Genomic DNA, 20,574 nt, shown 5'->3' on the forward strand with positions numbered 1-20,574 from the left:
AAAAAATTTGGGTATTAGGCGATGCGGTGGTGGATTTAATCCCCGATGGCGAACAACATTATTTACGCTGTGCCGGTGGCGCGCCAGCCAATGTGTCAGTGGGCGTAGCACGGCTCGGCGGTGAAAGCGGTTTTATCGGCAAAGTGGGCAAAGATCCTTTGGGCGAATTTATGCAACAAACCTTGCAGCAAGAAAAGGTGGATACCACGTTTATGACCTTAGATCCCGCGCAACGCACTTCTACCGTGGTGGTTGGATTAGATCAAGGTGAACGCAGCTTTACCTTTATGGTTAATCCAAGTGCGGATCAATTTTTGCAAGTTTCTGAATTACCAACCTTTTCGCAAAGGCAATGGTTGCACTGCTGTTCCATTGCATTAATCAACGATCCTTCCCGCACGGCAACCTTCACCGCGATGAAAAATATTCGTCAGGCGAAAGGTTATGTGTCTTTCGATCCCAATTTGCGTGAAAGCCTATGGCAAAGCCTTGATGAAATGCGGCAGGTGGTAATGCAAGCGGTGGCTTTAGCTGATGTGCTGAAATTTTCGGAAGAAGAACTCACTTTCCTAACGCAAACCGACAGCCTTGAAAAAGCCTTTGAAAAAATCACCGCACTTTATCCGCAAAAGCTGATTATCGTTACCCTAGGCAAAGAAGGGGCGCTTTATCATTTCAATGGCACAAAAGAAATTGTAGCAGGCAAAGCGTTACAACCTGTGGATACCACGGGCGCAGGCGATGCCTTTGTGGGTGGTTTATTAGCAGGGCTTTCGCAAAATCCTGATTGGCACAGCAATCACGAAACGCTCGTGAAAATCTTACGCCAAGCCAACGCCTGCGGTGCGTTAGCCACCACAGCAAAAGGCGCGATGTCTGCCCTACCGAACCACGAACAATTACAAGCGTTTTTAAGCGAATAAGGAGAACGCCAATGATCATTTTCAATGAAGGGAAATACAAAAGCCTTTATGCTGCAGAGCAAGGGGAGCTAGAAAAAATCGCTCAAACCGTGGCGCAAGATCAGGATTTTCGCCCTGTTTATCATCTTGCACCACCAACGGGCCTGCTTAACGATCCGAACGGTTTGATTTTTGATGGCGAAAAATATCATCTTTTCTATCAATGGTATCCCTTTGATGCCCTACATGGAATGAAACATTGGCAGCATTTCATCACGCAAGATTTCCAACAATTTAGCCAAGCAGATTTGCTTGTGCCTTGCGAATTATATGAAAGCCACGGCTGCTATTCAGGCGGTGCGGTGTTAATTGATGACAACATCGCGGTGTTCTACACAGGCAATACCAGACGCCCAAGCGATAATCAGCGCGTGCCTTATCAAAATCTGGCAATTTTCAGCAAAGACGGAAAATTATTAAGCAAGCGCCCGCTTATCGAACAAGCGCCACAAGGCTACACCGAACACGTTCGCGATCCCAAACCGTTTCTCACCAAAGACGGCAAAATTCGCTTTATCTGCGGTGCGCAACGGGAAAATCTCACCGGTACAGCGCTCGTGTTTGAAATGGATAATTTAGCCGGCACCCCACGTTTATTAGGCGAACTTGCCCTACCCGCTTTCGATAATCAAGGCGTGTTTATGTGGGAATGCCCTGACTTATCGCAAATGGGCGATAAATCGCTCTTTATTTGGTCGCCACAGGGCAAAGCGCGTGAGCGCGAGCAATATCAAAATAATTACCACGCGGTTTATGCCTTGGGTAATCTTGATGATCGCCAATTCCACGCAGAACAGATTGCAGAACTGGATCAAGGCTTTGATTTCTATGCGCCACAAACCTTTTCTGGCACACAAACAATGCTGTTCGGCTGGGTGGGATTGCCTGATTTAAGCTACCCTACGGATCTCTACAAATGGCATTCGATGCTTTCAATGCCACGTCAATTACGCTTACAAAACGGCAAAATCTATCAGCAACCGATTGAAAATATTTATAAAAATCTCACCGCACTTCAATCTATTACGGTTGAAAAAGAGGCTGTGATTGCAGATTTAGATCGTGCTTATCTCAAATTTGATGCAAACGCCCAACCGTTCAGCCTGAAATTCTTTAATAATGCACAAAATCAGCATTTAACCCTAAGTTATGACGGCAAGTTGCTCTGCCTAGATCGCAGTCAAACGGAACAAACAGATTCAATACAGGCATTAGGCGAAAAACGCTATTGTGAAATCAAAAACTTACACCAAGTGGAAATTTTCTTCGATCGCTCCGTGGCTGAAATTTTTCTCAATAACGGCGAAAAAGCAATGACCTCACGCTTTTTCATCTGCACGAGAGAAAATCAACTTTGTACAGATAAACCGCTTACATTACAGGTGGGGTATCCAAAGAAAATTGAGGTTGATTATACAAAATAGCAAATAGATCTTGTTTTTTTTAATTTGTGTAACTATAATTAGTATCAAAAAAGTAGGGTAAATGGGGAAATCTGAAAAATTATTAGAAAAATTAGCTAACGCTAAAAATACCTTTATTTGGACAGATTTACTCACCTTATTAGCTCGGTTAGGCTATGAAAAACGTGAAATGGCTGGCTCTCGCGTTAGATTTTACAACGCAGAGCTTGATCACTTAATCTTGTTACATAAACCGCACCCTGAAAATTACATCAAAGGTGGGGCGTTAAAATCAGTTAAAGAGGGATTAAAAGGAGTGGGATTACTATGACATTACTCAAATACAAAGGCTATGTCGGCACTATAGAAGCAGATTTAGAAAATAATGTGCTATTTGGCAAATTGGCATATATCCGAGATGTGGTTACCTACGAAGCAGAAACCTTGCCACAATTAGAGAAAGAATTTCAAACTTCTGTGGATCTGTATTTACAAGATTGCCAAGAACTTGGGCGAACGCCTGACAAACCTTTCAAAGGCGTATTTAATGTGAGAATTAGCGAAGAACTTCACCGTAATGCCGTGTTGGCTGCGGGCGATCTGAGCTTGAATGCCTTTGTTGCCGAAGCAATTAAAGAAAAAGTAGAGCGTGCTGGCATTACAAATTAATACAATCTCGTATCATTTCCCCTACAAAATACAATAAAAGTGCGGTACAATTCCGCACTATTTTTATCTAAAATTAGCCAATCACCGAGAAAATATGGAACAGTTTAATCAATATATTCCTGATGAAATCACAATGTGTCGCTTTGGAGCGAAATTAATGCAAATTGTTAGCCAAATGGCGACAGAAAAAGGCATTGTGATTTATTTAAACGGTGATCTTGGCGCAGGGAAAACCACCCTAAGCCGTGGAATGATCCAAGGGTTAGGCTATGAAGGTAAGGTGAAAAGCCCAACTTACACCTTGGTGGAAGAATATCATTTAGCGGGAAAATCCATTTATCATTTTGATTTATATCGTTTAAGTGATCCCGAAGAATTAGAATTTATGGGCATTCGTGATTATTTTAATGCGCAAAGTATTTGCCTAATTGAATGGTCTGAAAAAGGGCGTGGTTTACTTGCTGAGCCTGATTTGATCATTCAAATTGATTATGTTGATGATGCACGCAATCTCACTTTGCACGCCAAAAGCAAGCAAGGCGAGCAGATTATTCAACAGCTCATCGCATAAACTGATTGATAATACCATTTAACCTAAGCTATTTTTTTGTGAAGTTTTAGAATGAGAAACCTTTACCGATTTATTTACCTTTTTTTCTTATGCGGATTTGTCGCCGTTTCAAACGCTTTCGCCAATGTTTGGACGATCGCCATTGACCCCGGACACGGCGGAAAAGATCCCGGTGCAATTAGCCGTACCCAACACATTTATGAAAAAAATGTAACGCTTTCTATTGCGCGAGAACTTAAAGCCTTGTTGGATAAAGATCCCAATTTCCGCGCGGTACTAACGCGCAAAGGCGATTATTATATTTCTGTGCCAGAACGCTCAGAGATTGCACGCAAATATAAAGCGAATTATCTGGTTTCCATTCACGCCGATTCGTCTGTTTCCCCTGATTTACGCGGTGCGTCCGTGTGGGTGCTATCCAACCGCCGCGCCAACAGCGAAATGGGGCAATGGTTGGAAGATCATGAAAAGCGTTCTGAGTTATTAGGCGGCGCAGGTTCGGTGCTAGCTTCACATAAAGAGAAATATTTAGATCAAACAGTGCTAGATTTACAATTTGGCCATAGCCAACGTGTGGGCTATGAGCTTGGTTCGATTGTATTGCGCCGTTTTGCCAAAATCACCACCTTAAGCCGCAGCACGCCACAACACGCTAGCCTTGGCGTGCTACGTTCTCCTGATATTCCATCGATTTTGGTGGAAACAGGCTTTTTATCCAACCCTGATGAAGAGAAAAAACTCAACTCACTGGCTTATCGTAAAAAATTGGCGATGGTGATTTATGAAAGTTTGGTGGATTTCCGCCGCCGTTATGTGAAAAGTGACATTAATGTAGCCAAGACGCCTACGGTGAAAGAAAGTGCGGTCAAAAACTCAAACGAAAAATCACAAACGCAAATTAAAGATAGCGGACTTCGTCATAAAGTTAAAAATGGCGAAAGCCTTGGTGGATTAGCAACTAAATATAATGTAAAAATGAGCGATATTATTGCCTTAAACAAGCTCAAGCGCCATGAATTATGGATTGGTGAAACCATCAAAATTCCTGACAATGGCAAAAATAGCAAAGCTGCAACAAGTAAAGCCGAGCCGAAAAATAGTAAAACAACAAGCAAAACAGAAAACAAAAAAGCAGATAATAAAAAGACAGATAAGTCAAAAACCGATAACAAAAAAGCGGATAAAACTGCAAACAAAAATACCAAAACCGAGAATAACGGAAAAGACAAAACTCCGCCGAAATTCCATACAGTGAAAAAAGATCAAACCCTGTATGCGATTTCGCGTGAATATAATATTCCTGTGCCAACGCTGTTAAAACTCAATCCAAAATTGAAAAACGGCAAAGTGCAAACAGGACAAAAAATTCAGCTACGTTAGGGCTGTTGATATAGGAACGCCAATGCCAATTCAAATTCTGCCACCGCAACTTGCTAACCAAATCGCTGCCGGCGAGGTGGTGGAACGCCCTGCATCTGTGGTGAAAGAATTAGTGGAAAACAGCCTTGATGCGGGCGCGAATAAAATCCAAGTAGATATTGAAAACGGCGGTGCAAGCCTAATCCGTATTCGCGACAACGGCACAGGTATTCCGAAAGACGAACTTTCCCTTGCTCTTGCACGCCACGCCACCAGCAAAATTGCGAGCATTGAAGATTTAGAAGCCATTCTAAGTTTAGGCTTTCGTGGCGAGGCATTAGCAAGTATTAGCTCAGTTTCACGCCTTACGCTCACCTCGCGCACGGAAAAGCAAAAAGAAGCTTGGCAGGTTTACGCTCAGGGGCGAGAAATGGAAACCACTATCAAGCCAGCTTCTCACCCTGTTGGCACCACCGTTGAAGTTGCCAATTTATTTTTTAATACGCCTGCTAGACGTAAATTTTTACGCACCGATAAAACAGAATTTTCTCATATTGATGAAGTGATCCGCCGCATCGCGCTTGCAAAACCGCATATTGCTTTCACGCTTACGCATAATGGCAAAATCGTGCGTCAATACAAAAGTGCGGTGGATTTTTCGCAAAAATTAAAGCGTATTGCTGCCATTTGTGGCGATGAGTTTATTGCTCACGCCCTGCATATTGATTGGAAACACGATGATTTGCACCTTTCTGGTTGGGTGGCTGAACCGCATTTTAAGCGTTCGCAAAACGATCTCACTTATTGCTATGTGAATGGGCGAATGGTGCGCGATAAAGTAATCACCCACGCCATTCGTCAGGCCTATGCGGATTATTTAGGCGCGGAAGAATACCCTGCTTATATTCTATTTATTGATCTCAACCCTAACGAAGTGGACGTGAACGTTCACCCCACCAAGCACGAAGTGCGTTTCCAGCAAGCCCGTTTGGTACACGATTTTATTTATCAGGGTGTACAAAATGCCTTACAGACCAGTTTTGAATTAGGGCGTAATGAGATTGCTATGCAGCAAATGTCGTCCCCTGAAACCGCTACACAACGAGAAGAAAATACTTTCCAAGTGCAAGAGCCACAAGGCTTATGGCAGCCTAATCAGGGTTCGGTAAACCGTGCAGCAGCAGGAAGAAATATTTTTCAGCCAATGCCTGATTATTCAGAACGGAATGAGCAGAACACGGTGGGAAAAAGCACGGCAGAAAAAAATACGCCAAAAGCGTCAAAAGAAAGTACGGTAGAAAGTGCGGTAGAAAAATCAGCAAAATTTACACCGCACTTTGAGCATTACACCAAAACGCCTGCGGTATCCCAAAAGGAACGCCAAGCCTATGGTGAATTGCTACAAACAGGGGAATTGCAACAAAGCACGCAAACGGCTGCACCGAATAAAATTCAATCTGCGCCTGAAATGCCCCTTGCGCAATCTAACCATATGCTACGCACCTTAGCCTTAGTGGAAAATAAGGCCTTGTTATTGCAACAAAATCAGCAATTTTATCTGTTGCCAATTAAAAAATTACAACAAACGCATATTCAATTAAGCCTGCAGCAAAATAATGTGCCGCAGCAAGCGTTGCTGATCCCCATAATGTTTCGCTTAGACACGGAACAACAAGCCCATTGGCAGCAACAAAAAGCGTTCTTTGTGCAAGCAGGTTTTGATTTTAATGAAAATCTTGCCCAACATCGCATTAGTTTAACCAAAGTGCCGAGCTGTTTGCGTCAGCAAAATTTACAACAATGTGTGGGCAATCTGCTCAATCAAAATGTGGATAATTTCACCCAATTTTTAACCGCACTTTGTCAACAACTGGATTATGTAAATATTGAAATTTTCAGTGATGCAGTAAATTTGCTCAGCGAAACCGAACAACTAGCTCAGCAACAAACGAAATTTGATTTATCCCAATTATTTATCGCCATTGATTGGCAACCTTATTTACAGCAGGAACAATAATGTCAGCCAAACCTCGCGCGATTTTCTTAATGGGGCCAACGGCCTCAGGCAAAACAGACTTAGCGATCAAATTACGCCAACATTTCCCGGTGGAAGTGATCAGCGTGGATTCAGCCTTAATTTATCGTGGAATGGATATTGGCACGGCAAAACCCAATGCGGAAGAACTAACACTCGCCCCGCACCGTTTGATTGATATTAAAGATCCGAGCGAAAGCTATTCTGCGGCAAATTTTCGTCAAGATGCGTTGCGTGAAATGGCGGACATCACGGCGCAAGGCAAAATTCCTTTGTTAGTGGGCGGCACTATGCTCTATTACAAAGCCTTGCTTGAAGGGCTTTCACCGCTGCCATCGGCAGATGAAAATTTACGTCAAGAAATTGAGCAAAAAGCCGCACAAATCGGTTGGAATGGCTTGCATCAAGAGCTGGCAAAAATTGACCCTGTTTCTGCACAACGCATTAATCCGAACGATAGCCAAAGGATCAACCGCGCGCTGGAAGTGTTTTATCTCACAGGGAAATCACTCACCGAACTCACCGAACAAAAAGGCGAAGCGCTGCCTTATGAGATCACGCAATTTGCTATTGCCCCACAGGATCGTCAAATTTTGCACCAACGCATTGAACAGCGTTTTCATAAAATGATTGCGCAAGGCTTTCAGCAAGAAGTGGAAAAACTCTATCAGCGTGGCGATTTGCACGCGGACTTGCCGTCCATTCGCTGTGTGGGCTATCGTCAAATGTGGGAATATTTGCAAGGCGATTATGATCACGATGAAATGGTTTTTCGTGGCATTTGTGCGACACGGCAGTTGGCGAAACGGCAAATTACTTGGCTACGCGGTTGGAAATCACCCATCACTTGGCTTGATAGTTTAGCGCCAGAAAAATCCTTCCAGCAAATGACGCAAACGTTAAAATAATTAAATCTCAGTGATGACAACAGGCGTGATTATTGCTATATTGAGCCACGGAGACGATTTTTGTTCCCATAATACCCTATAACTAATATAAGAAGGAAAAAAAGATGGCAAAAGGACAATCATTACAAGATCCTTATTTAAACGCATTGCGTCGCGAACGCATTCCTGTGTCAATTTATTTGGTGAATGGCATTAAATTACAAGGACAAATTGAATCATTCGATCAATTTGTTATTTTATTAAAAACACAGTAAATCAAATGGTTTACAAGCACGCTATTTCTACGGTTGTGCCAGCTCGTGCGGTTTCTCATCACAATAACCAAGCTCACCAACAACAGCACAATGCAAACCAAGAAGTTGTTGCAGAAGCAGCCTCAGACGCACAAGCTGAATAATTTTGGATAATCCAACCTTTTCAAGCTTATTAGAACAAAGCACAATAGAAAAAAGTGCGGTAGAAAATTTAGACGAAATTTCCACCGCACTTTCGCCTTTTTCTCAATCTCTCTCATCACCAAATACACCTCAAGATCGCGGCATTATTGTGCAAGCGTTTTTTTCTGCGGATAAAAATCTGGACGATTTGGCTGAATTTCAACTTTTAGCAGAATCCGCTCAGGTGGAGATTGCCACCATAATCACCACCAGCCGTGCCACACCGCAAGCGAAGTATTTTATCGGTCAGGGCAAAGCGGAAGAAATTGCCCAAGCAGTAAAAGATCACAACGCCAATGTGATTTTGGTGAATCATTGCCTTACACCAGCGCAAACGCGAAATTTAGAAAGCCTTTGTGAATGTCGCGTGGTGGATCGCACGGGATTGATTTTAGATATTTTTGCCCAGCGTGCGCGATCTCACGAAGGGAAATTACAAGTAGAGCTAGCTCAGTTAAAACATCTTGCCACTCGTTTAGTACGGCGTAAAACAGGCTTAGATCAGCAAAAAGGCGCGGTAGGCTTGCGTGGCCCGGGGGAAACGCAACTAGAAAGCGATCGCCGTTTGATCAAAGTTCGCCTTGCTCAGTTGCAAAATCGCTTGAATAAAGTGGAAAAACAGCGCAATCAAAATCGTCAAACCAGAAAGAAAGCGGATATTCCAACCATTTCCTTGGTGGGCTATACCAATGCAGGCAAATCCACGCTGTTTAATTTGCTCACCAATGCAGAGGTTTATGCCGCGGATCAGCTTTTCGCTACCCTTGATCCCACCCTACGCCGCCTAAGCATTCCCGATATTGGCGCAACGATTTTGGCGGATACCGTAGGCTTTATCCGAGATCTGCCACACGATTTGGTTTCAGCCTTTAAATCCACGCTACAAGAAACCACGGAAGCCAGTTTGTTGTTGCACATTGTAGATTGTGCCGATGCGCGAAAAGAGGAAAATATCCACGCGGTAAATGAAGTTCTGCAAGAAATCAATGCGGCTCAAGTGCCGACTTTGCTGGTTTATAACAAAATTGATCAAGTGGAAAACCTTGCGCCACATATTGAATATGATGAGCAAAATCGCCCTGTTGCAGTGTATATTTCCGCCCATTTGCAACAAGGCATTGCCCTACTATTTGATGCCATTCGACAAAAATTAAGCAAAAGCATTGTGCAACTACAGCTTTGCTTGCCGCCGCAAGCGGGCAAAATTCGCCATTGGTTGTATGAAATGGATTGTATCCGTGAAGAAAAAATCAGTGATCAAGGGGAATTTTTGCTGAAGGTGAATATCGAACAAAGCGAATGGCAAAAATTATTGAAAAAACAACCGCACTTATCAGGCTATATAAGCAAATAAACAAAGCCTTTCTGCGGCTTGCTATTTCCCAATGCCGTATTGTTTTAATTTATTGGCGATGGCGGTGTGTGAAACGCCTAACCTGGAAGCCAGCTTTCTAGTGCTTGGATATTCTTCATAAAATTTCTGCAGCACCATTGCTTCAAAATTATTCATAATTTCATCAAGGGTTTGATTGCCAAATTGTTCAATGCTTGGCAACGGAATTTCTGTTCCACCAAGTGTAAATCGGCAATAGTCAGCTGATTATTTTCAGCCAATGAACAAGCACGGTACAAGGCGTTGTGCAACTCCCGCACGTTGCCTGCCCAAGTGTAATGGGTAAGATAATTAAGAAAGGCTTCATCAAAGTGCGGTGCAGAAATGCCCAATTCTTGGCTGATTTGCTGAACAAACATTGCTGTTAGCTGTGGAATATCTTCTTTACGCCCACGCAGTGGGGGAATGGTTAAACTCAGCACATTCAAGCGATGAAATAAATCTTCGCGCATTTTGCCTTTTTCCACATAATGGCTAAGGGGAATTTGCGAAGTGCAAATCACGCGCACATCAGCATAATGCTCTTTTTCCTCGCCTACGCGGCGAAACGTGCCATCATTCAAGAAACGCAACAATTTTGCCTGTAAGCTCAGTGGCAATTCCGCCACGCTATCAAGCAACACCGTGCCGCCGTTGGCATATTCAAAAAAGCCTTGGCTTTCCGCTTGTGCATTGGCGCGTCCAAACATTTCGCTTTCGGCATCTTCACTTGGTAGCCCCGCGCAATTCACCGCAATAAATTGATTTTCTCGCCGCGGACTATAAAAATGACAGGCTTTCGCAATGAGATCTTTGCCTGTTCCCGTTTCACCTTGAATCAACAAAGGCGCGTCTAGCAAGGCAAATTTTTTGGCTTTTTCCACCACTTCTTGCATTTTGTGGCTTTGCGTAACCACCTGTGAAAAAAGATCTTTTTCTGCTGACATTGCTTGCTCTCCACGCCATTTTTTGATGAAACTGGCAAGTATTGTAAACTTTTCCGTAAAAATGGAAAGAAAAATTTACAATTTTAATCGTCTTTTAAGATACCCATTTATTTTTAAGAATACATCTATTGAAATGATAACGGTTATCAATTAAAATCCACTACCTTTATTTTATTCGCCGTAGGAAATCTTGTGTTTGAATTAGATTCAGTGTCTTTTGCGTTACCTGAAAAAGTGTTGTTGCAGCCTATTTCACTGCAATTCGGCACGGGAAAAATCTATGGCATTATTGGGCCAAATGGTTCGGGTAAATCTACCCTGATTAAACTCTTAGCGCGTCAGCAATTTTCTTCGAGCGGCACGTTGCATTTCGCTAATCAACCTATTCAGCAATGGAAAAACAAAGCCTTTGCCCGTGAAGTGGCCTATTTGCCGCAATATTTGCCGAACGCACAAAATTTAACGGTAAAAGGGCTGCTACAAATGGGGCGCTATGCGTGGAATGGGCTGTTAGGGCGCAATCCTAAACAAGATGAGCAAGCCATTCAAAATGCCCTTGAGTGGACAAATATGCAAGGCTATGCCGATCAATTTGTGGATACCCTTTCAGGCGGTGAACGTTCTCGCGTCTGGCTTGCAATGTTGTTGGCACAGCAAAGCCGCTTTTTATTATTAGATGAACCTTTGGCGGCATTGGATATTGCCCATCAAGTGGAAGTGATGCAGCTGATTCAAAAACTGGTGAAGCAGCTCAATTTAGGCGTGATTATTGTGATTCACGACATCAATCTTGCCGCACGTTTTTGTGATGAACTCATCGCCTTACAATCAGGCAAATTATTAATGCAAGGCACGCCACAAGAGATTATGACTCCACAAGCCCTTGAGCAAATTTATCATATTGATCTGCAAGTGCTATCCCACCCTGTGGATCAGGTTCCTGTGGCGTTCTTTTAGGGGGCAATAATGAAAAAATATGCTTACTTATTGCACGCCCTTTGGCTTATTGTTACTTTGCCGGCATTAGCAACACCAAAGGTTGCCACCTTAGATTGGACGATCACCGAAACCTTGCTCGGACTAGGCGTAACGCCCGTTGCCGTAGGCGATAAACAAAGCTATCAAAACTGGGTGAGCGAACCTGCGTTACCACAAAGTGCGGTGGATTTAGGCACAAGATTACAACCTAATAAAGAATTATTGGCACAACTCGATATTGAAATTTTCCCCAATAGCGATATGTATTTCGCCACCGCACAAGCCAATTTGCCTTATTTATCCCACGTAAAAAACTTGGATCTCGTTAATTTCTACCAAGCAGGCGATTTCTGGCAAAATCAACTTCAAGCAACACGCCAACTTGCCAATGTGGTAGGTGTGGATTCCACGCCGTTAATTCATCAAACCGAAACCCTTTTTGCCGCACAAAAAGCCTTACTCCCCCCATTTCAAGCACGCCCGTTGTTAATTGTACAATTTATTGATGGTCGTCATTTGCGTGTTTACGGCAAACAAAGTCTGCCCGGTGTGGTGCTAACCCAACTTGGGCTACAAAATGCGTGGCAAGAAGCAGTAAATTTATGGGGATTTAGCCAAATTAGCCTAAATCAGCTTGCACAATTCCCCCACGCAAAATTAGTGATCATCAAGCCTTATCCGCAAAATGTGCCACAAGAACTGACGAGTAATAGCCTATGGCAAGCCTTGCCTTTAGCGAAAGATCCCTTGATTTTACCCGCTATTTGGACATTCGGTGCGTTGCCCTCTGCTCAGCGTTTAGCCCTTGCCTTAAGCCAAGGGTTACGTCAGCCACAAGGGGAAAGCCAATGGTAAAAATTCGTTTAATGCCAAACCTTGGGCTGATTGCACTGGCGTTATTTGCGTTGCTACTTTGGCAACAGCCCGAACAAAGTGAAACCAGCCAACTGCTGATTTTCAATTTCACTTTGCCGCGTGTGCTAATGGCAATCTTAGCAGGGGCGAGCCTAGGTGTGGCTTCGCTATTATTACAGCAGATTATGAATAATTCGCTGGCTTCCGATAGCACCCTTGCAGTGAGCGGTGGCGCACAATTCTCCCTGTTTCTGGCTACCCTGTTTTTACCAAATTTATTGCAATTTGGCACCACGCCGATTGCCTTTATTGGGGCATTATTCGCCTTAGGCTTAGTGCTATTACTGGCGTGGCGACAAATGCTTTCGCCGTTGTTGATCGTGCTTGCAGGGCTAGTGGTGAGTTTTTATCTTGGGGCGTTTTCTTCCCTTTTAATGCTTTTTTACCCTGAAGAAAGCCGTGGCTTGCTCGTGTGGGGCAGCGGCTCACTGGTACAAGAAAGCTGGTATGACAGCCTAACCCTGCTGCCGTTACTCGCCCCTGCCATTGTTGGCATCGTGCTACTTAGCCCAGCGTTGCAAATTCTGCAATTACAAGAAAGTAACGCACAAAGTTTAGGCGTGAATGTGAAAAGAATCCGCCTGCTCGGTGTGTTGCTTGCCGCTTATTTGGTCGCTATTATCGTCAGCCGCGTAGGAATGATCGCCTTTATTGGCTTAGCCGCCACCACCATTGCACGCCAATACCATAGTGCGGATTTCCGAACTTTATTGTGGCGAAGTGCCTATTTTTCGGGCGTGCTGTTATTGATCGCTGATTTAACCTTGCAACTGATCGAAAAACAATGGGGCGTAGGCTTGCCGACTGGCTCGGTTACCGCATTATTCGGTACGCCGTTGCTGTTGTGGCTAGTGTTTCGTCATCGCCAACAATATGGACGAGTGGTGGACAGTTCACCCCTTGGGCAAAATGCGTGGAAAAAAACATCATCAAAAAGCACCGCACTTTATTTACCGCTGTTTTTGGCTGCCGCGTTAGGCTGTTCTTTATTTTTAGCTCAAGGTGTAAACGGCTGGCAAGTTTACTTAGATCAAAGCCTGTTCAACTTGCGTTTCCCACGCCTTGCCTATGCCCTTTGTGCAGGCATAATGCTCGCTTTGGCGGGAACGATCTTACAACGCTTAAGCCGCAATCCAATGGCAAGCCCTGAATTACTGGGTATTACTTCCGGCGTGAGCTTTGGCGTGTTATTAGCGATTTTTGTTGCAGGGGCGAGCGTACTTAGCCAATATGTGTTATGGGGGGCGTTGGGAGCATTATTGATCTTAGGATTAATCTGGCTTATCAACCGCCGCAACGGCTTGCAACCTGATCAGGTGTTGCTCACAGGAATTAGCATTTCCGCCTTATTTGACGCCGTGCAACGCATTCTTATCGCTAGCGGCGATCCTCGCGCGTGGCAATTATTAAGCTGGGGATCGGGTTCAACCTATTACGCCAGCAATGATGTGGCAATCCCAATGCTGATTATCGCAGCGGTACTTTTCGCCTTGAGCTTTATTTTTGTTCGCTGGCTAGATTTACTCAGCTTAAATAGCGTAGTGGCTCAATCCCTTGGGGTGAACCTTGTACAATCGCGTAGCATTTTGTTTTTATTTGCCATCTTACTCACCTTGCTCGCCACTTTAATTGTGGGATCGCTTAGTTTTATCGGCTTGCTTGCCCCTCATTTGGCATACAGCCTTGGCTTCCGCCACAGCAAAAGCCAACTGTTGGCGGCAGGCTTATTAGGAGCAACGGTGATGATTATGGCAGATTGGCTCGGGCGACAGTTGTTGTTCCCTTACGAAATCCCGGCGGGCTTGGTTGCCACCTTGCTCGGTGGAACGTATTTTTTATGGCTGATGAAAAAAATCTAGCCATCGGCTTGACGGGAAAAGGCGTGCGTAAGCCTTGTTTTGCTGAACGTATCGGCTTCGCTCAATGAAATTCGCTGTAATGCAAGATATTGTTCCAAAAGCTAAAAAGTTATCGCCGTTTGCTTTCAACGGTTGAAATTGAACGGCAATATGGCGGAATTTTACACCGCACTTTGAAAATAGAGGTAGAAAAGTGCGGTCAGAAAATTCCACGTTTTTTTATTTACAAAATAGGAGACATCAAATGAAAAAACTCACTCATCTCGCCTTAGTATGTGGCTTGGCGTTCCCTCTGGCAGGGCAAGCACACGATTTATGGGCATATGCACAACAAGCGGAAGCGGGCAAAGATTTGCTTGCGGTGCTTGGCTATGGCGATCGTTTTCCCTGAAGGGGAAAAAATTGCTGAGGGGCGTTTAAATATTTTAAATCCGCTGGTGTTGCACAGTGCGGACGGCAAAAGCACTACCCTCACCCAAAAGGGCGAAAATTTTCACTATGTAACCACCAGCCCGTTGGCGAAAGCGGAATACAAAATTTCGGGCAGCTATAAACCGACATTTTGGGTCGAAAAATGACAACGGCTGGAAGCGTGAAAATCTCACTCAAATGAAAGATGCCAATTACTGCGAAGAATCCAGTATGTTCGCTTCAACCTATGTAAACACGGGCGTTGATGTGAGCGACTTTGCCATTGCCCCAGTGGGATTACCGTTGGAAATTGTGCCATTGGTTGATCCAACCACGCTAAGCCCGATGGAAGTCTTCCCTGTGCAAGTGTTGTATCAAGGTCAGCCCGCAAAAGGCGTGAGCGTGATCGGCACGACCAACGAATTTACCAAACTTGATGAAAAAGCCGTTTACGATCACCGTGAACCGCAAGCTTTCTCTGGCAAAACGGACGCTCAAGGCAAGGTGAATTTCATTCCTGCCTTAGCGGGGACTTGGAAAATCAAGGCAATTTATGAAATGGATTACCCAGATCAAAAAGTGTGCCAAAAACGTAAACTTTATAGCACTTATACTTTTAAAGTGAACAAATAATTTTATTTTCGTGGGGCGGAAACGCCCCTTATTTAAGCTGTAACTTGTAGTAAATTAAGGACTATTTATGCCAAAAGCTGTTTTTAAATTATCCCTTTTATCCACCGCACTTTTACTCGCCTCGCAAAATCTTTGGGCGGAAGAGTTGGAGGCGATCACGGTAGAAGCGGGATCGATGTACCGTATGGGTGAAGTGCCGATTTATCAAGCTAAATCTGCAGTTTCCCTTTCTCGCGAACAACTGGATCAGCAAAATATCACTAAAGCCGATGAAATCGGGCGTTATCAAGCGGGCTTTGAAAACCAAGTGTTTGGTGAAGATACCAACACCAACTGGTTTAGAGTGCGTGGTGCGGAGGTTACGCAAGCTCTTGATGGTTTACCAATGGCAAGCTATGGCTTTTTTACCCCTTATGTAAACACCTTTGGCTTAGAAGCGGTGGAAATAACCAAAGGTGCAGACGCAATGACCTTCGGCGCAGCAAACTCAGGTGGTTTGATCAACTATGTCACCAAGCGTCCGCATAAAGATCAAATTGGCAAAGGGGAATTTACCCTTAACGCTGGAAATCATCATCAATATGGCGTCGGCGTAGATTATACGGATCTCATCGGCAATAATGATGATCTGCGTTATCGCTTAGTGGGTGCATTTTCGTCTAAAAATGGACAATGGGACGCAACAAAAATAAAACCGTTTATTTCGCACCATCTTTGGAATGGGATATTTCTGATCGCACTCGTTTAACCCTTTTAACCAGCTATCAATTTGATAAAGGCGTGCCAAGCTCGAATTTCTTGCCACAAGAAGGTTCGCTCATGCCATTCCCTGATGGTAGCTATATTGGGCGTTCCACCAACCTTGGTGATCCAGTCAATGATCGTGAATACAACCGTCAATACAATATCGGCTATGAATTTAGCCACCAATTTGATGATAATTTAAGTTTTGACAGTAGCTATCGCTACACTTATGCCAATAACTATCACCGTGGTTCTTATGCTTATCCTTCTGCTTATAATGCAGACTGGACGCCAAAAGCACCAAGTGCGGCAGGTTATGAATTGGCTCGCGGTGTCGTATTTAATGACGGCACATCTATTTCTCATACCCTAGATAATTACCTCACTTGGAAATATAGCAACGATTGGCTGAAAAATACCTTAGTCGTGGGAACAGATTATCGTCATCAAAAAGTGAAAGCCTACTATACCCTATTTGGCAGCACCTCTGCGGTGAATTTAAAACAGGCTCGTTCTGGCTATAATCAGGCTCAAATCATCAATGCCCCTTATACCTACATCACTGCGCGCCAACTTGGGCTTTATTTACAAAATCAAAGCCGTTTTATGGATAGCCTTGTGTTAAACTTTGGGGTACGCCACGATCGTGCGAAACAAGATGAATACACATCTTCACAAAAAATCAGCAATACGTCCTATTCTGCGTCATTAATGTATGAAGCGCCATTTGGCTTAAATCCATATTTTAGTTACAGTGAATCCTTTAATTTACCAGTGGGATTAAGTGGCAATCAAAAACTTTATGATCCAAATATCACTCACCAATATGAAGTGGGGATCAAATATTTGCCAGACTGGTTAAACGGATCAATCACCGTTGCTGCTTTCAAAGCTAAAGATAAAGGTGCGTTAGTGTCGAATGGTTTAGGTAAAACAGTGAGCAATGCCAATCCTGTGCATCGCAAAGGGGTGGAAGTTCAAGCCGATGTGAATGTAACTAACAACTGGAATATGGGCTTAGCTTATACCTATTTGAAATCAATCACTCGTAAAGAGAGCGGCGATGTGCGTAACCCATTAATTCCAAAACATACTTTTGCTGTGAAAACCGATTACACCTTTGATAACGGCGCATTAAATGGTTTAACGGTGGGCGCAGGCGTACGTTATATTGGTAAAAGTGTTACTTCTCAAGGTTCACTTTATTCAGGCAAAGAAGTACCATCCGCCACTGTGGTAGATCTAATGGCACGCTACGCATTTGATTCTAACTGGATTGCTCAGTTAAATGTAGAAAATGTCGGCAACCGCCGTTATATCGCAGGCTGCGATTATTACTGCTACTACGGTGCTGAGCGTAATATCAATGCTTCTGTGTCTTATAAATTCTAGCCACTTGTATCTAGGGGGATACTCTCCCCCTATGATATAAAATGCTTATTAAATGAAATTTAATCTTGTCCTATCCCATTCACTGATATAAGATGAACAAAGCAAGGTACTTGCTATTCTAACTTTTATTTAACTAAATAACCAAAGGATGACAATTATGAACCAAACAGTAAAATTACATTAGCAACATTAATGTTATCTGCATTAACAGCTTGTAGCAGTGGTGGTAGCGGTTCTTCTGATGAGCCAGCGGCTAACAATACTTCATCTAATACAACGACTTCATCAACATCTCAACCTGATACATCAACAAATAATAACACAACAACCCAACCAGAAACGTCCACAAGCAATAACACAGGCTCGCAGCCAGATACCTCAAACTCAAGCAATACTGAACCACAACCTGCACCTGCTGAATTCTCTGGTTATGCTTTCTCTTCTAATTCCAAACTTGGAGAACCGGCTAATCCAGGTGGCACAACAACAATTAATTCAGATTCTATTGATACCATTGTGGTTAATGGAAAATCATATTCCCTTATCCCTAACTTAGCAGGAATTTCGGGCAACACAGTAAATATTAGCTATTTATGGGTTAATGATGGAAAACGCTATGTTTGTTGTGGCACACAAGGAAATGTTAAATCTGTGAAAATAGGTGCTGTATTAGATAATGAAACACTATACGCCTTTGTTCAAGGAAAACCTACACCAGAAGATCAAATTCCTACAAGCGGTCAAGTTGTATATGAAGGAAAAGATACAGCAAGACTTATACCTTTAGGTGACATAAATAATAAAGGGCTAGCAAATGAATTAAGCGTTCGCATTAATGCTGATTTTGACAATAAAACCGTATCGGGAAATTTATATAATGATGACGGTGGTGTGTTTGATATTAAAAATGGAAAAATTGCGGGAAATACTATCGTAAATGGTGAAGTCAGTGTTTCAGTTAAGGATGACACCAATAGACAATCTCTCAATATTGAAAATGATGCCCAATTCTCAGCGCCATTAAATGCAAAATTCTATGGTGAAAATGCTAAAGAAGTAGCAGGTACGGCACATAATGAAAAATGGGGCGTTGTTTTTGCAGCGAGCAAATCAGAATAATATTGTCAATTTTCTTACTAAAAGCCATTCGCTTGAATGGCTTTTTTCATAGTGAGGTTTTATGTTGAAACATCATCTAACATTTCCTTTTGCCACATTAGCACTAATGTTTACAATTTCAGCAAACGGAAATCAACAAGTTTTACCTGCAAACGAACGATTAGATCAAAGCGAACAACAAAATACTCCAGAGGTAAAAATTGATCCCTCTAAGCCATTAATTGATCGCCCTGATACAGCAAACACCAAAAATACATTATCTATTTCAAAGGAAGAATTAGCTAAACACCCTGATTTAATTATACGCGCTTTAATTCCAGCTGTTACCCAAAACAATAGTGAGGCAGTGGCGTTACTTTTTCCCCTTTATCAACAACAAACTAATACCGATCCTACTCTGATTTTATGGTGTAAAGCAATTCTTGCTGCAAAAGAAGAAAATTATCATCAGTCTATTGATTTTTATCGTGAAATTATCAGTAATTATCCACAAATTACCCCCGTAAGATTTCAATTAGCGCAAGTATTATATTTAAACTATGATAATGAAGCTGCGCTCGATCAATTCACAAAATTACGTTCTGAATCATTATCCTCAACAAATTATCAAGTGATAGATAACTATATTACTGCACTGAAAAAACGACAAAGCTGGCGTTTCTATGGCGGTATTAGCTATGTTAAAGACAACAATATTAATAATGCCCCTAAATCAGACACCTACATAGGAAACTGGAAAGCTTGGGATTCTGAAAGTGCGGAAGGATTTTCCTATAATTTAGGCGCATCTAAACAATGGGAAATAAAAAATGGCTATTTTACCCAGCTTGATTTAGATCTAATTGGTCGCTATTACTGGGATAATAAAAAATATAATGAACTAGAATTTCGTTCAGGTCTTGGGATAGGCTATCATAGTACCTATTTTGAAACCCTTTTAATGCCATTTACAAGTAAACGTTGGTATGGTGGTGGCGCATCAGGTAGTAAGAGTTTAAAACAATTTTCACAAAATAGCGGTGTCAGACTCAGTTCAAGTTATTGGCTAAATAATCAGTGGAAATTAGCTAATACTTTAGAATACTCTGAAATACGCTATAAGACTCGTAAGCATCTAAATGGCAACCGTTATTTTGCTGATATAAGTTTATTATATATCCCTAAAAGTACCCAATTTTGGTTTGTTGGTACAAATTATTATCGCAGCAATGCCCGCGATAAAGATGAGGCATTCAATCGCGTAGGTATTCGCATAGGTTGGGTGCAAGAATGGGATTTTGGATTGTCCACTCGTCTAGTATTTAGCTATGCACAGAGAAGATATTTAGCTGCAGGAAGAATGTTAGCAAAAAAGCAAATTGATCACGAATATTCTCCGCAGCTGACACTTTGGCATCGTAATCTGAAGTTTTTTGGTATTACACCGCAAATTACTTGGGAATATAATAAAGTAAATAGCAATAATCCTTTTTATAGCTACGATAAGCACAATATTTATTTTAACTTTAGTAAAAGTTTCTAATCAGCATAGGGCTAATATCAATTAGCTCTCAAAATATGTAAGGTTATTAATGCTAAGCTACTTCAAAGAAAAACTCTTTCCCCTAATTTTATGGCTAAAAAAACCAAGTAATGGGTTATGGCTCACCCCAATTTTAGGTGCATTATTTGCCGTGTTTTTGGCGCTTTTCTCTGCGTTTATTAAAAATAAAGCATTGCCGATAGATATAATACCTGATATTAGCGAAGAACTGCTCAATGATATTCTCAGCATTATGGCATCGAGTATGCTGGCGGTGAGTACCTTTTCCCTTTCTATTATGGTTTCCGCCTTTTCGTCAGCTTCTAACGGCGCAACGC

Annotated in this window: 20 protein-coding genes and 2 pseudogenes; 21 read left to right on the plus strand and 1 reads right to left on the minus strand. The window is 42.6% G+C overall.

What is annotated here, in order from left to right; translation table 11 throughout:
• The 11 genes from C3Z13_RS02410 to hflX form a co-directional block, all read left to right on the plus strand.
• Window positions 1–923 (plus strand): aminoimidazole riboside kinase (locus C3Z13_RS02410; RefSeq protein ID WP_103854894.1); only part of this gene is annotated, 923 nt, incomplete at its 5' end.
• Between the two features lie 11 nt (window positions 924–934).
• Window positions 935–2,386: a glycoside hydrolase family 32 protein gene (locus C3Z13_RS02415; RefSeq protein ID WP_103854895.1), complete on the plus strand. Its 1,452-nt coding sequence runs from the start codon at window positions 935–937 to the stop codon at window positions 2,384–2,386.
• A gap of 61 nt (window positions 2,387–2,447) precedes the next feature.
• A complete protein-coding gene (locus tag C3Z13_RS02420; RefSeq protein ID WP_103853211.1) occupies window positions 2,448–2,696 on the plus strand; it encodes a type II toxin-antitoxin system HicA family toxin in 249 nt (82 codons plus the stop codon).
• Entirely contained in the window at window positions 2,693–3,034 is a 342-nt protein-coding gene (locus C3Z13_RS02425; RefSeq protein WP_103853212.1) for a type II toxin-antitoxin system HicB family antitoxin, read from the plus strand. The genes C3Z13_RS02420 and C3Z13_RS02425 overlap by 4 nt, the downstream gene beginning before the upstream one ends.
• 94 nt (window positions 3,035–3,128) lie before the next feature.
• Complete coding sequence (gene tsaE / locus C3Z13_RS02430; protein WP_103853213.1) at window positions 3,129–3,605, plus strand: tRNA (adenosine(37)-N6)-threonylcarbamoyltransferase complex ATPase subunit type 1 TsaE; 477 nt, start codon at window positions 3,129–3,131, stop codon at window positions 3,603–3,605.
• A gap of 51 nt (window positions 3,606–3,656) precedes the next feature.
• Window positions 3,657–4,985 (plus strand): N-acetylmuramoyl-L-alanine amidase, encoded by a 1,329-nt coding sequence (locus C3Z13_RS02435; RefSeq protein ID WP_103854896.1) that lies wholly within the window; start codon window positions 3,657–3,659, stop codon window positions 4,983–4,985.
• Between the two features lie 22 nt (window positions 4,986–5,007).
• Window positions 5,008–6,981, plus strand: a complete 1,974-nt coding sequence (mutL, locus tag C3Z13_RS02440) for a DNA mismatch repair endonuclease MutL (RefSeq protein ID WP_103854897.1) — start codon at window positions 5,008–5,010, stop codon at window positions 6,979–6,981.
• A complete protein-coding gene (gene miaA, locus C3Z13_RS02445; RefSeq protein ID WP_103854898.1) occupies window positions 6,981–7,907 on the plus strand; it encodes a tRNA (adenosine(37)-N6)-dimethylallyltransferase MiaA in 927 nt (308 codons plus the stop codon). Before mutL ends, miaA begins: the two co-directional genes overlap by 1 nt.
• 104 nt (window positions 7,908–8,011) lie before the next feature.
• Window positions 8,012–8,161, plus strand: coding sequence for an RNA chaperone Hfq (gene hfq, locus C3Z13_RS12815; RefSeq protein WP_245872500.1), 150 nt, complete (start codon window positions 8,012–8,014; stop codon window positions 8,159–8,161).
• A 5-nt stretch (window positions 8,162–8,166) separates the two neighbouring features.
• Window positions 8,167–8,304, plus strand: coding sequence for an LSm family protein (locus C3Z13_RS12820; protein ID WP_245872501.1), 138 nt, complete (start codon window positions 8,167–8,169; stop codon window positions 8,302–8,304).
• Between the two features lie 2 nt (window positions 8,305–8,306).
• A complete protein-coding gene (gene hflX, locus C3Z13_RS02455; RefSeq protein ID WP_415777026.1) occupies window positions 8,307–9,698 on the plus strand; it encodes a ribosome rescue GTPase HflX in 1,392 nt (463 codons plus the stop codon).
• 21 nt (window positions 9,699–9,719) lie between these two features.
• On the opposite strand, the pseudogene C3Z13_RS02460 reads toward hflX, so the two are convergent.
• A pseudogene (locus tag C3Z13_RS02460) lies at window positions 9,720–10,663 on the minus strand (sigma 54-interacting transcriptional regulator).
• Between the two features lie 192 nt (window positions 10,664–10,855).
• Between C3Z13_RS02460 and C3Z13_RS02465 the strand changes: the two are divergent.
• The 10 genes and pseudogenes from C3Z13_RS02465 to C3Z13_RS02500 form a co-directional block, all read left to right on the plus strand.
• On the plus strand, window positions 10,856–11,620 hold the full coding sequence (locus C3Z13_RS02465; protein WP_103854899.1) for an ABC transporter ATP-binding protein: 765 nt from the start codon (window positions 10,856–10,858) through the stop codon (window positions 11,618–11,620).
• Window positions 11,621–11,629: 9 nt separating this feature from the next.
• The gene (locus C3Z13_RS02470; protein ID WP_103854900.1) at window positions 11,630–12,496 is read left to right on the plus strand and encodes an ABC transporter substrate-binding protein; all 867 of its coding nucleotides are present in this window, start codon (window positions 11,630–11,632) and stop codon (window positions 12,494–12,496) included.
• Complete coding sequence (gene fhuB, locus C3Z13_RS02475; protein WP_103854901.1) at window positions 12,490–14,415, plus strand: Fe(3+)-hydroxamate ABC transporter permease FhuB; 1,926 nt, start codon at window positions 12,490–12,492, stop codon at window positions 14,413–14,415. Before C3Z13_RS02470 ends, fhuB begins: the two co-directional genes overlap by 7 nt.
• 244 nt (window positions 14,416–14,659) lie before the next feature.
• Window positions 14,660–14,806, plus strand: coding sequence for a hypothetical protein (locus C3Z13_RS12060; protein WP_245872502.1), 147 nt, complete (start codon window positions 14,660–14,662; stop codon window positions 14,804–14,806).
• Window positions 14,787–14,993 carry a hypothetical protein gene (locus C3Z13_RS12065; RefSeq protein WP_245872503.1) on the plus strand — a complete coding sequence of 69 codons (207 nt, stop codon included), beginning with the start codon at window positions 14,787–14,789 and terminating at the stop codon, window positions 14,991–14,993. Before C3Z13_RS12060 ends, C3Z13_RS12065 begins: the two co-directional genes overlap by 20 nt.
• A gap of 64 nt (window positions 14,994–15,057) precedes the next feature.
• On the plus strand, window positions 15,058–15,459 hold the full coding sequence (locus tag C3Z13_RS12070; RefSeq protein ID WP_245872504.1) for a DUF4198 domain-containing protein: 402 nt from the start codon (window positions 15,058–15,060) through the stop codon (window positions 15,457–15,459).
• A 67-nt stretch (window positions 15,460–15,526) separates the two neighbouring features.
• Window positions 15,527–17,595, plus strand: a pseudogene (locus C3Z13_RS02485) (TonB-dependent siderophore receptor).
• A 192-nt stretch (window positions 17,596–17,787) separates the two neighbouring features.
• The gene (locus C3Z13_RS02490; protein WP_103854902.1) at window positions 17,788–18,714 is read left to right on the plus strand and encodes a transferrin-binding protein-like solute binding protein; all 927 of its coding nucleotides are present in this window, start codon (window positions 17,788–17,790) and stop codon (window positions 18,712–18,714) included.
• A 61-nt stretch (window positions 18,715–18,775) separates the two neighbouring features.
• Window positions 18,776–20,236, plus strand: a complete 1,461-nt coding sequence (locus tag C3Z13_RS02495; protein WP_245872507.1) for a surface lipoprotein assembly modifier — start codon at window positions 18,776–18,778, stop codon at window positions 20,234–20,236.
• A gap of 49 nt (window positions 20,237–20,285) precedes the next feature.
• A partial coding sequence (locus tag C3Z13_RS02500) for a DUF2254 family protein (protein WP_146256851.1) occupies window positions 20,286–20,574 on the plus strand: 289 nt, incomplete at its 3' end.

This window comes from Avibacterium endocarditidis (genome assembly GCF_002921145.1).
In the GTDB taxonomy this organism is placed as follows: Bacteria; Pseudomonadota; Gammaproteobacteria; order Enterobacterales; family Pasteurellaceae; genus Avibacterium; species Avibacterium endocarditidis.

Excerpts from the sequence above, each read along its gene's own strand:
- C3Z13_RS02415 (WP_103854895.1), top strand. The coding sequence starts at position 935 with ATGATCATTTTCAATGAAGGGAAATACAAAAGCCTTTATGCTGCAGAG.
- C3Z13_RS02420 (WP_103853211.1), top strand. The coding sequence starts at position 2,448 with ATGGGGAAATCTGAAAAATTATTAGAAAAATTAGCTAACGCTAAAAAT.
- C3Z13_RS02425 (WP_103853212.1), top strand. The coding sequence starts at position 2,693 with ATGACATTACTCAAATACAAAGGCTATGTCGGCACTATAGAAGCAGAT.
- tsaE (WP_103853213.1), top strand. The coding sequence starts at position 3,129 with ATGGAACAGTTTAATCAATATATTCCTGATGAAATCACAATGTGTCGC.
- C3Z13_RS02435 (WP_103854896.1), top strand. The coding sequence starts at position 3,657 with ATGAGAAACCTTTACCGATTTATTTACCTTTTTTTCTTATGCGGATTT.
- mutL (WP_103854897.1), top strand. The coding sequence starts at position 5,008 with ATGCCAATTCAAATTCTGCCACCGCAACTTGCTAACCAAATCGCTGCC.
- miaA (WP_103854898.1), top strand. The coding sequence starts at position 6,981 with ATGTCAGCCAAACCTCGCGCGATTTTCTTAATGGGGCCAACGGCCTCA.
- hfq (WP_245872500.1), top strand. The coding sequence starts at position 8,012 with ATGGCAAAAGGACAATCATTACAAGATCCTTATTTAAACGCATTGCGT.
- C3Z13_RS12820 (WP_245872501.1), top strand. The coding sequence starts at position 8,167 with ATGGTTTACAAGCACGCTATTTCTACGGTTGTGCCAGCTCGTGCGGTT.
- C3Z13_RS02470 (WP_103854900.1), top strand. The coding sequence starts at position 11,630 with ATGAAAAAATATGCTTACTTATTGCACGCCCTTTGGCTTATTGTTACT.
- fhuB (WP_103854901.1), top strand. The coding sequence starts at position 12,490 with ATGGTAAAAATTCGTTTAATGCCAAACCTTGGGCTGATTGCACTGGCG.
- C3Z13_RS12060 (WP_245872502.1), top strand. The coding sequence starts at position 14,660 with ATGAAAAAACTCACTCATCTCGCCTTAGTATGTGGCTTGGCGTTCCCT.
- C3Z13_RS12065 (WP_245872503.1), top strand. The coding sequence starts at position 14,787 with ATGGCGATCGTTTTCCCTGAAGGGGAAAAAATTGCTGAGGGGCGTTTA.
- C3Z13_RS12070 (WP_245872504.1), top strand. The coding sequence starts at position 15,058 with ATGTTCGCTTCAACCTATGTAAACACGGGCGTTGATGTGAGCGACTTT.
- C3Z13_RS02490 (WP_103854902.1), top strand. The coding sequence starts at position 17,788 with ATGTTATCTGCATTAACAGCTTGTAGCAGTGGTGGTAGCGGTTCTTCT.
- C3Z13_RS02495 (WP_245872507.1), top strand. The coding sequence starts at position 18,776 with ATGTTGAAACATCATCTAACATTTCCTTTTGCCACATTAGCACTAATG.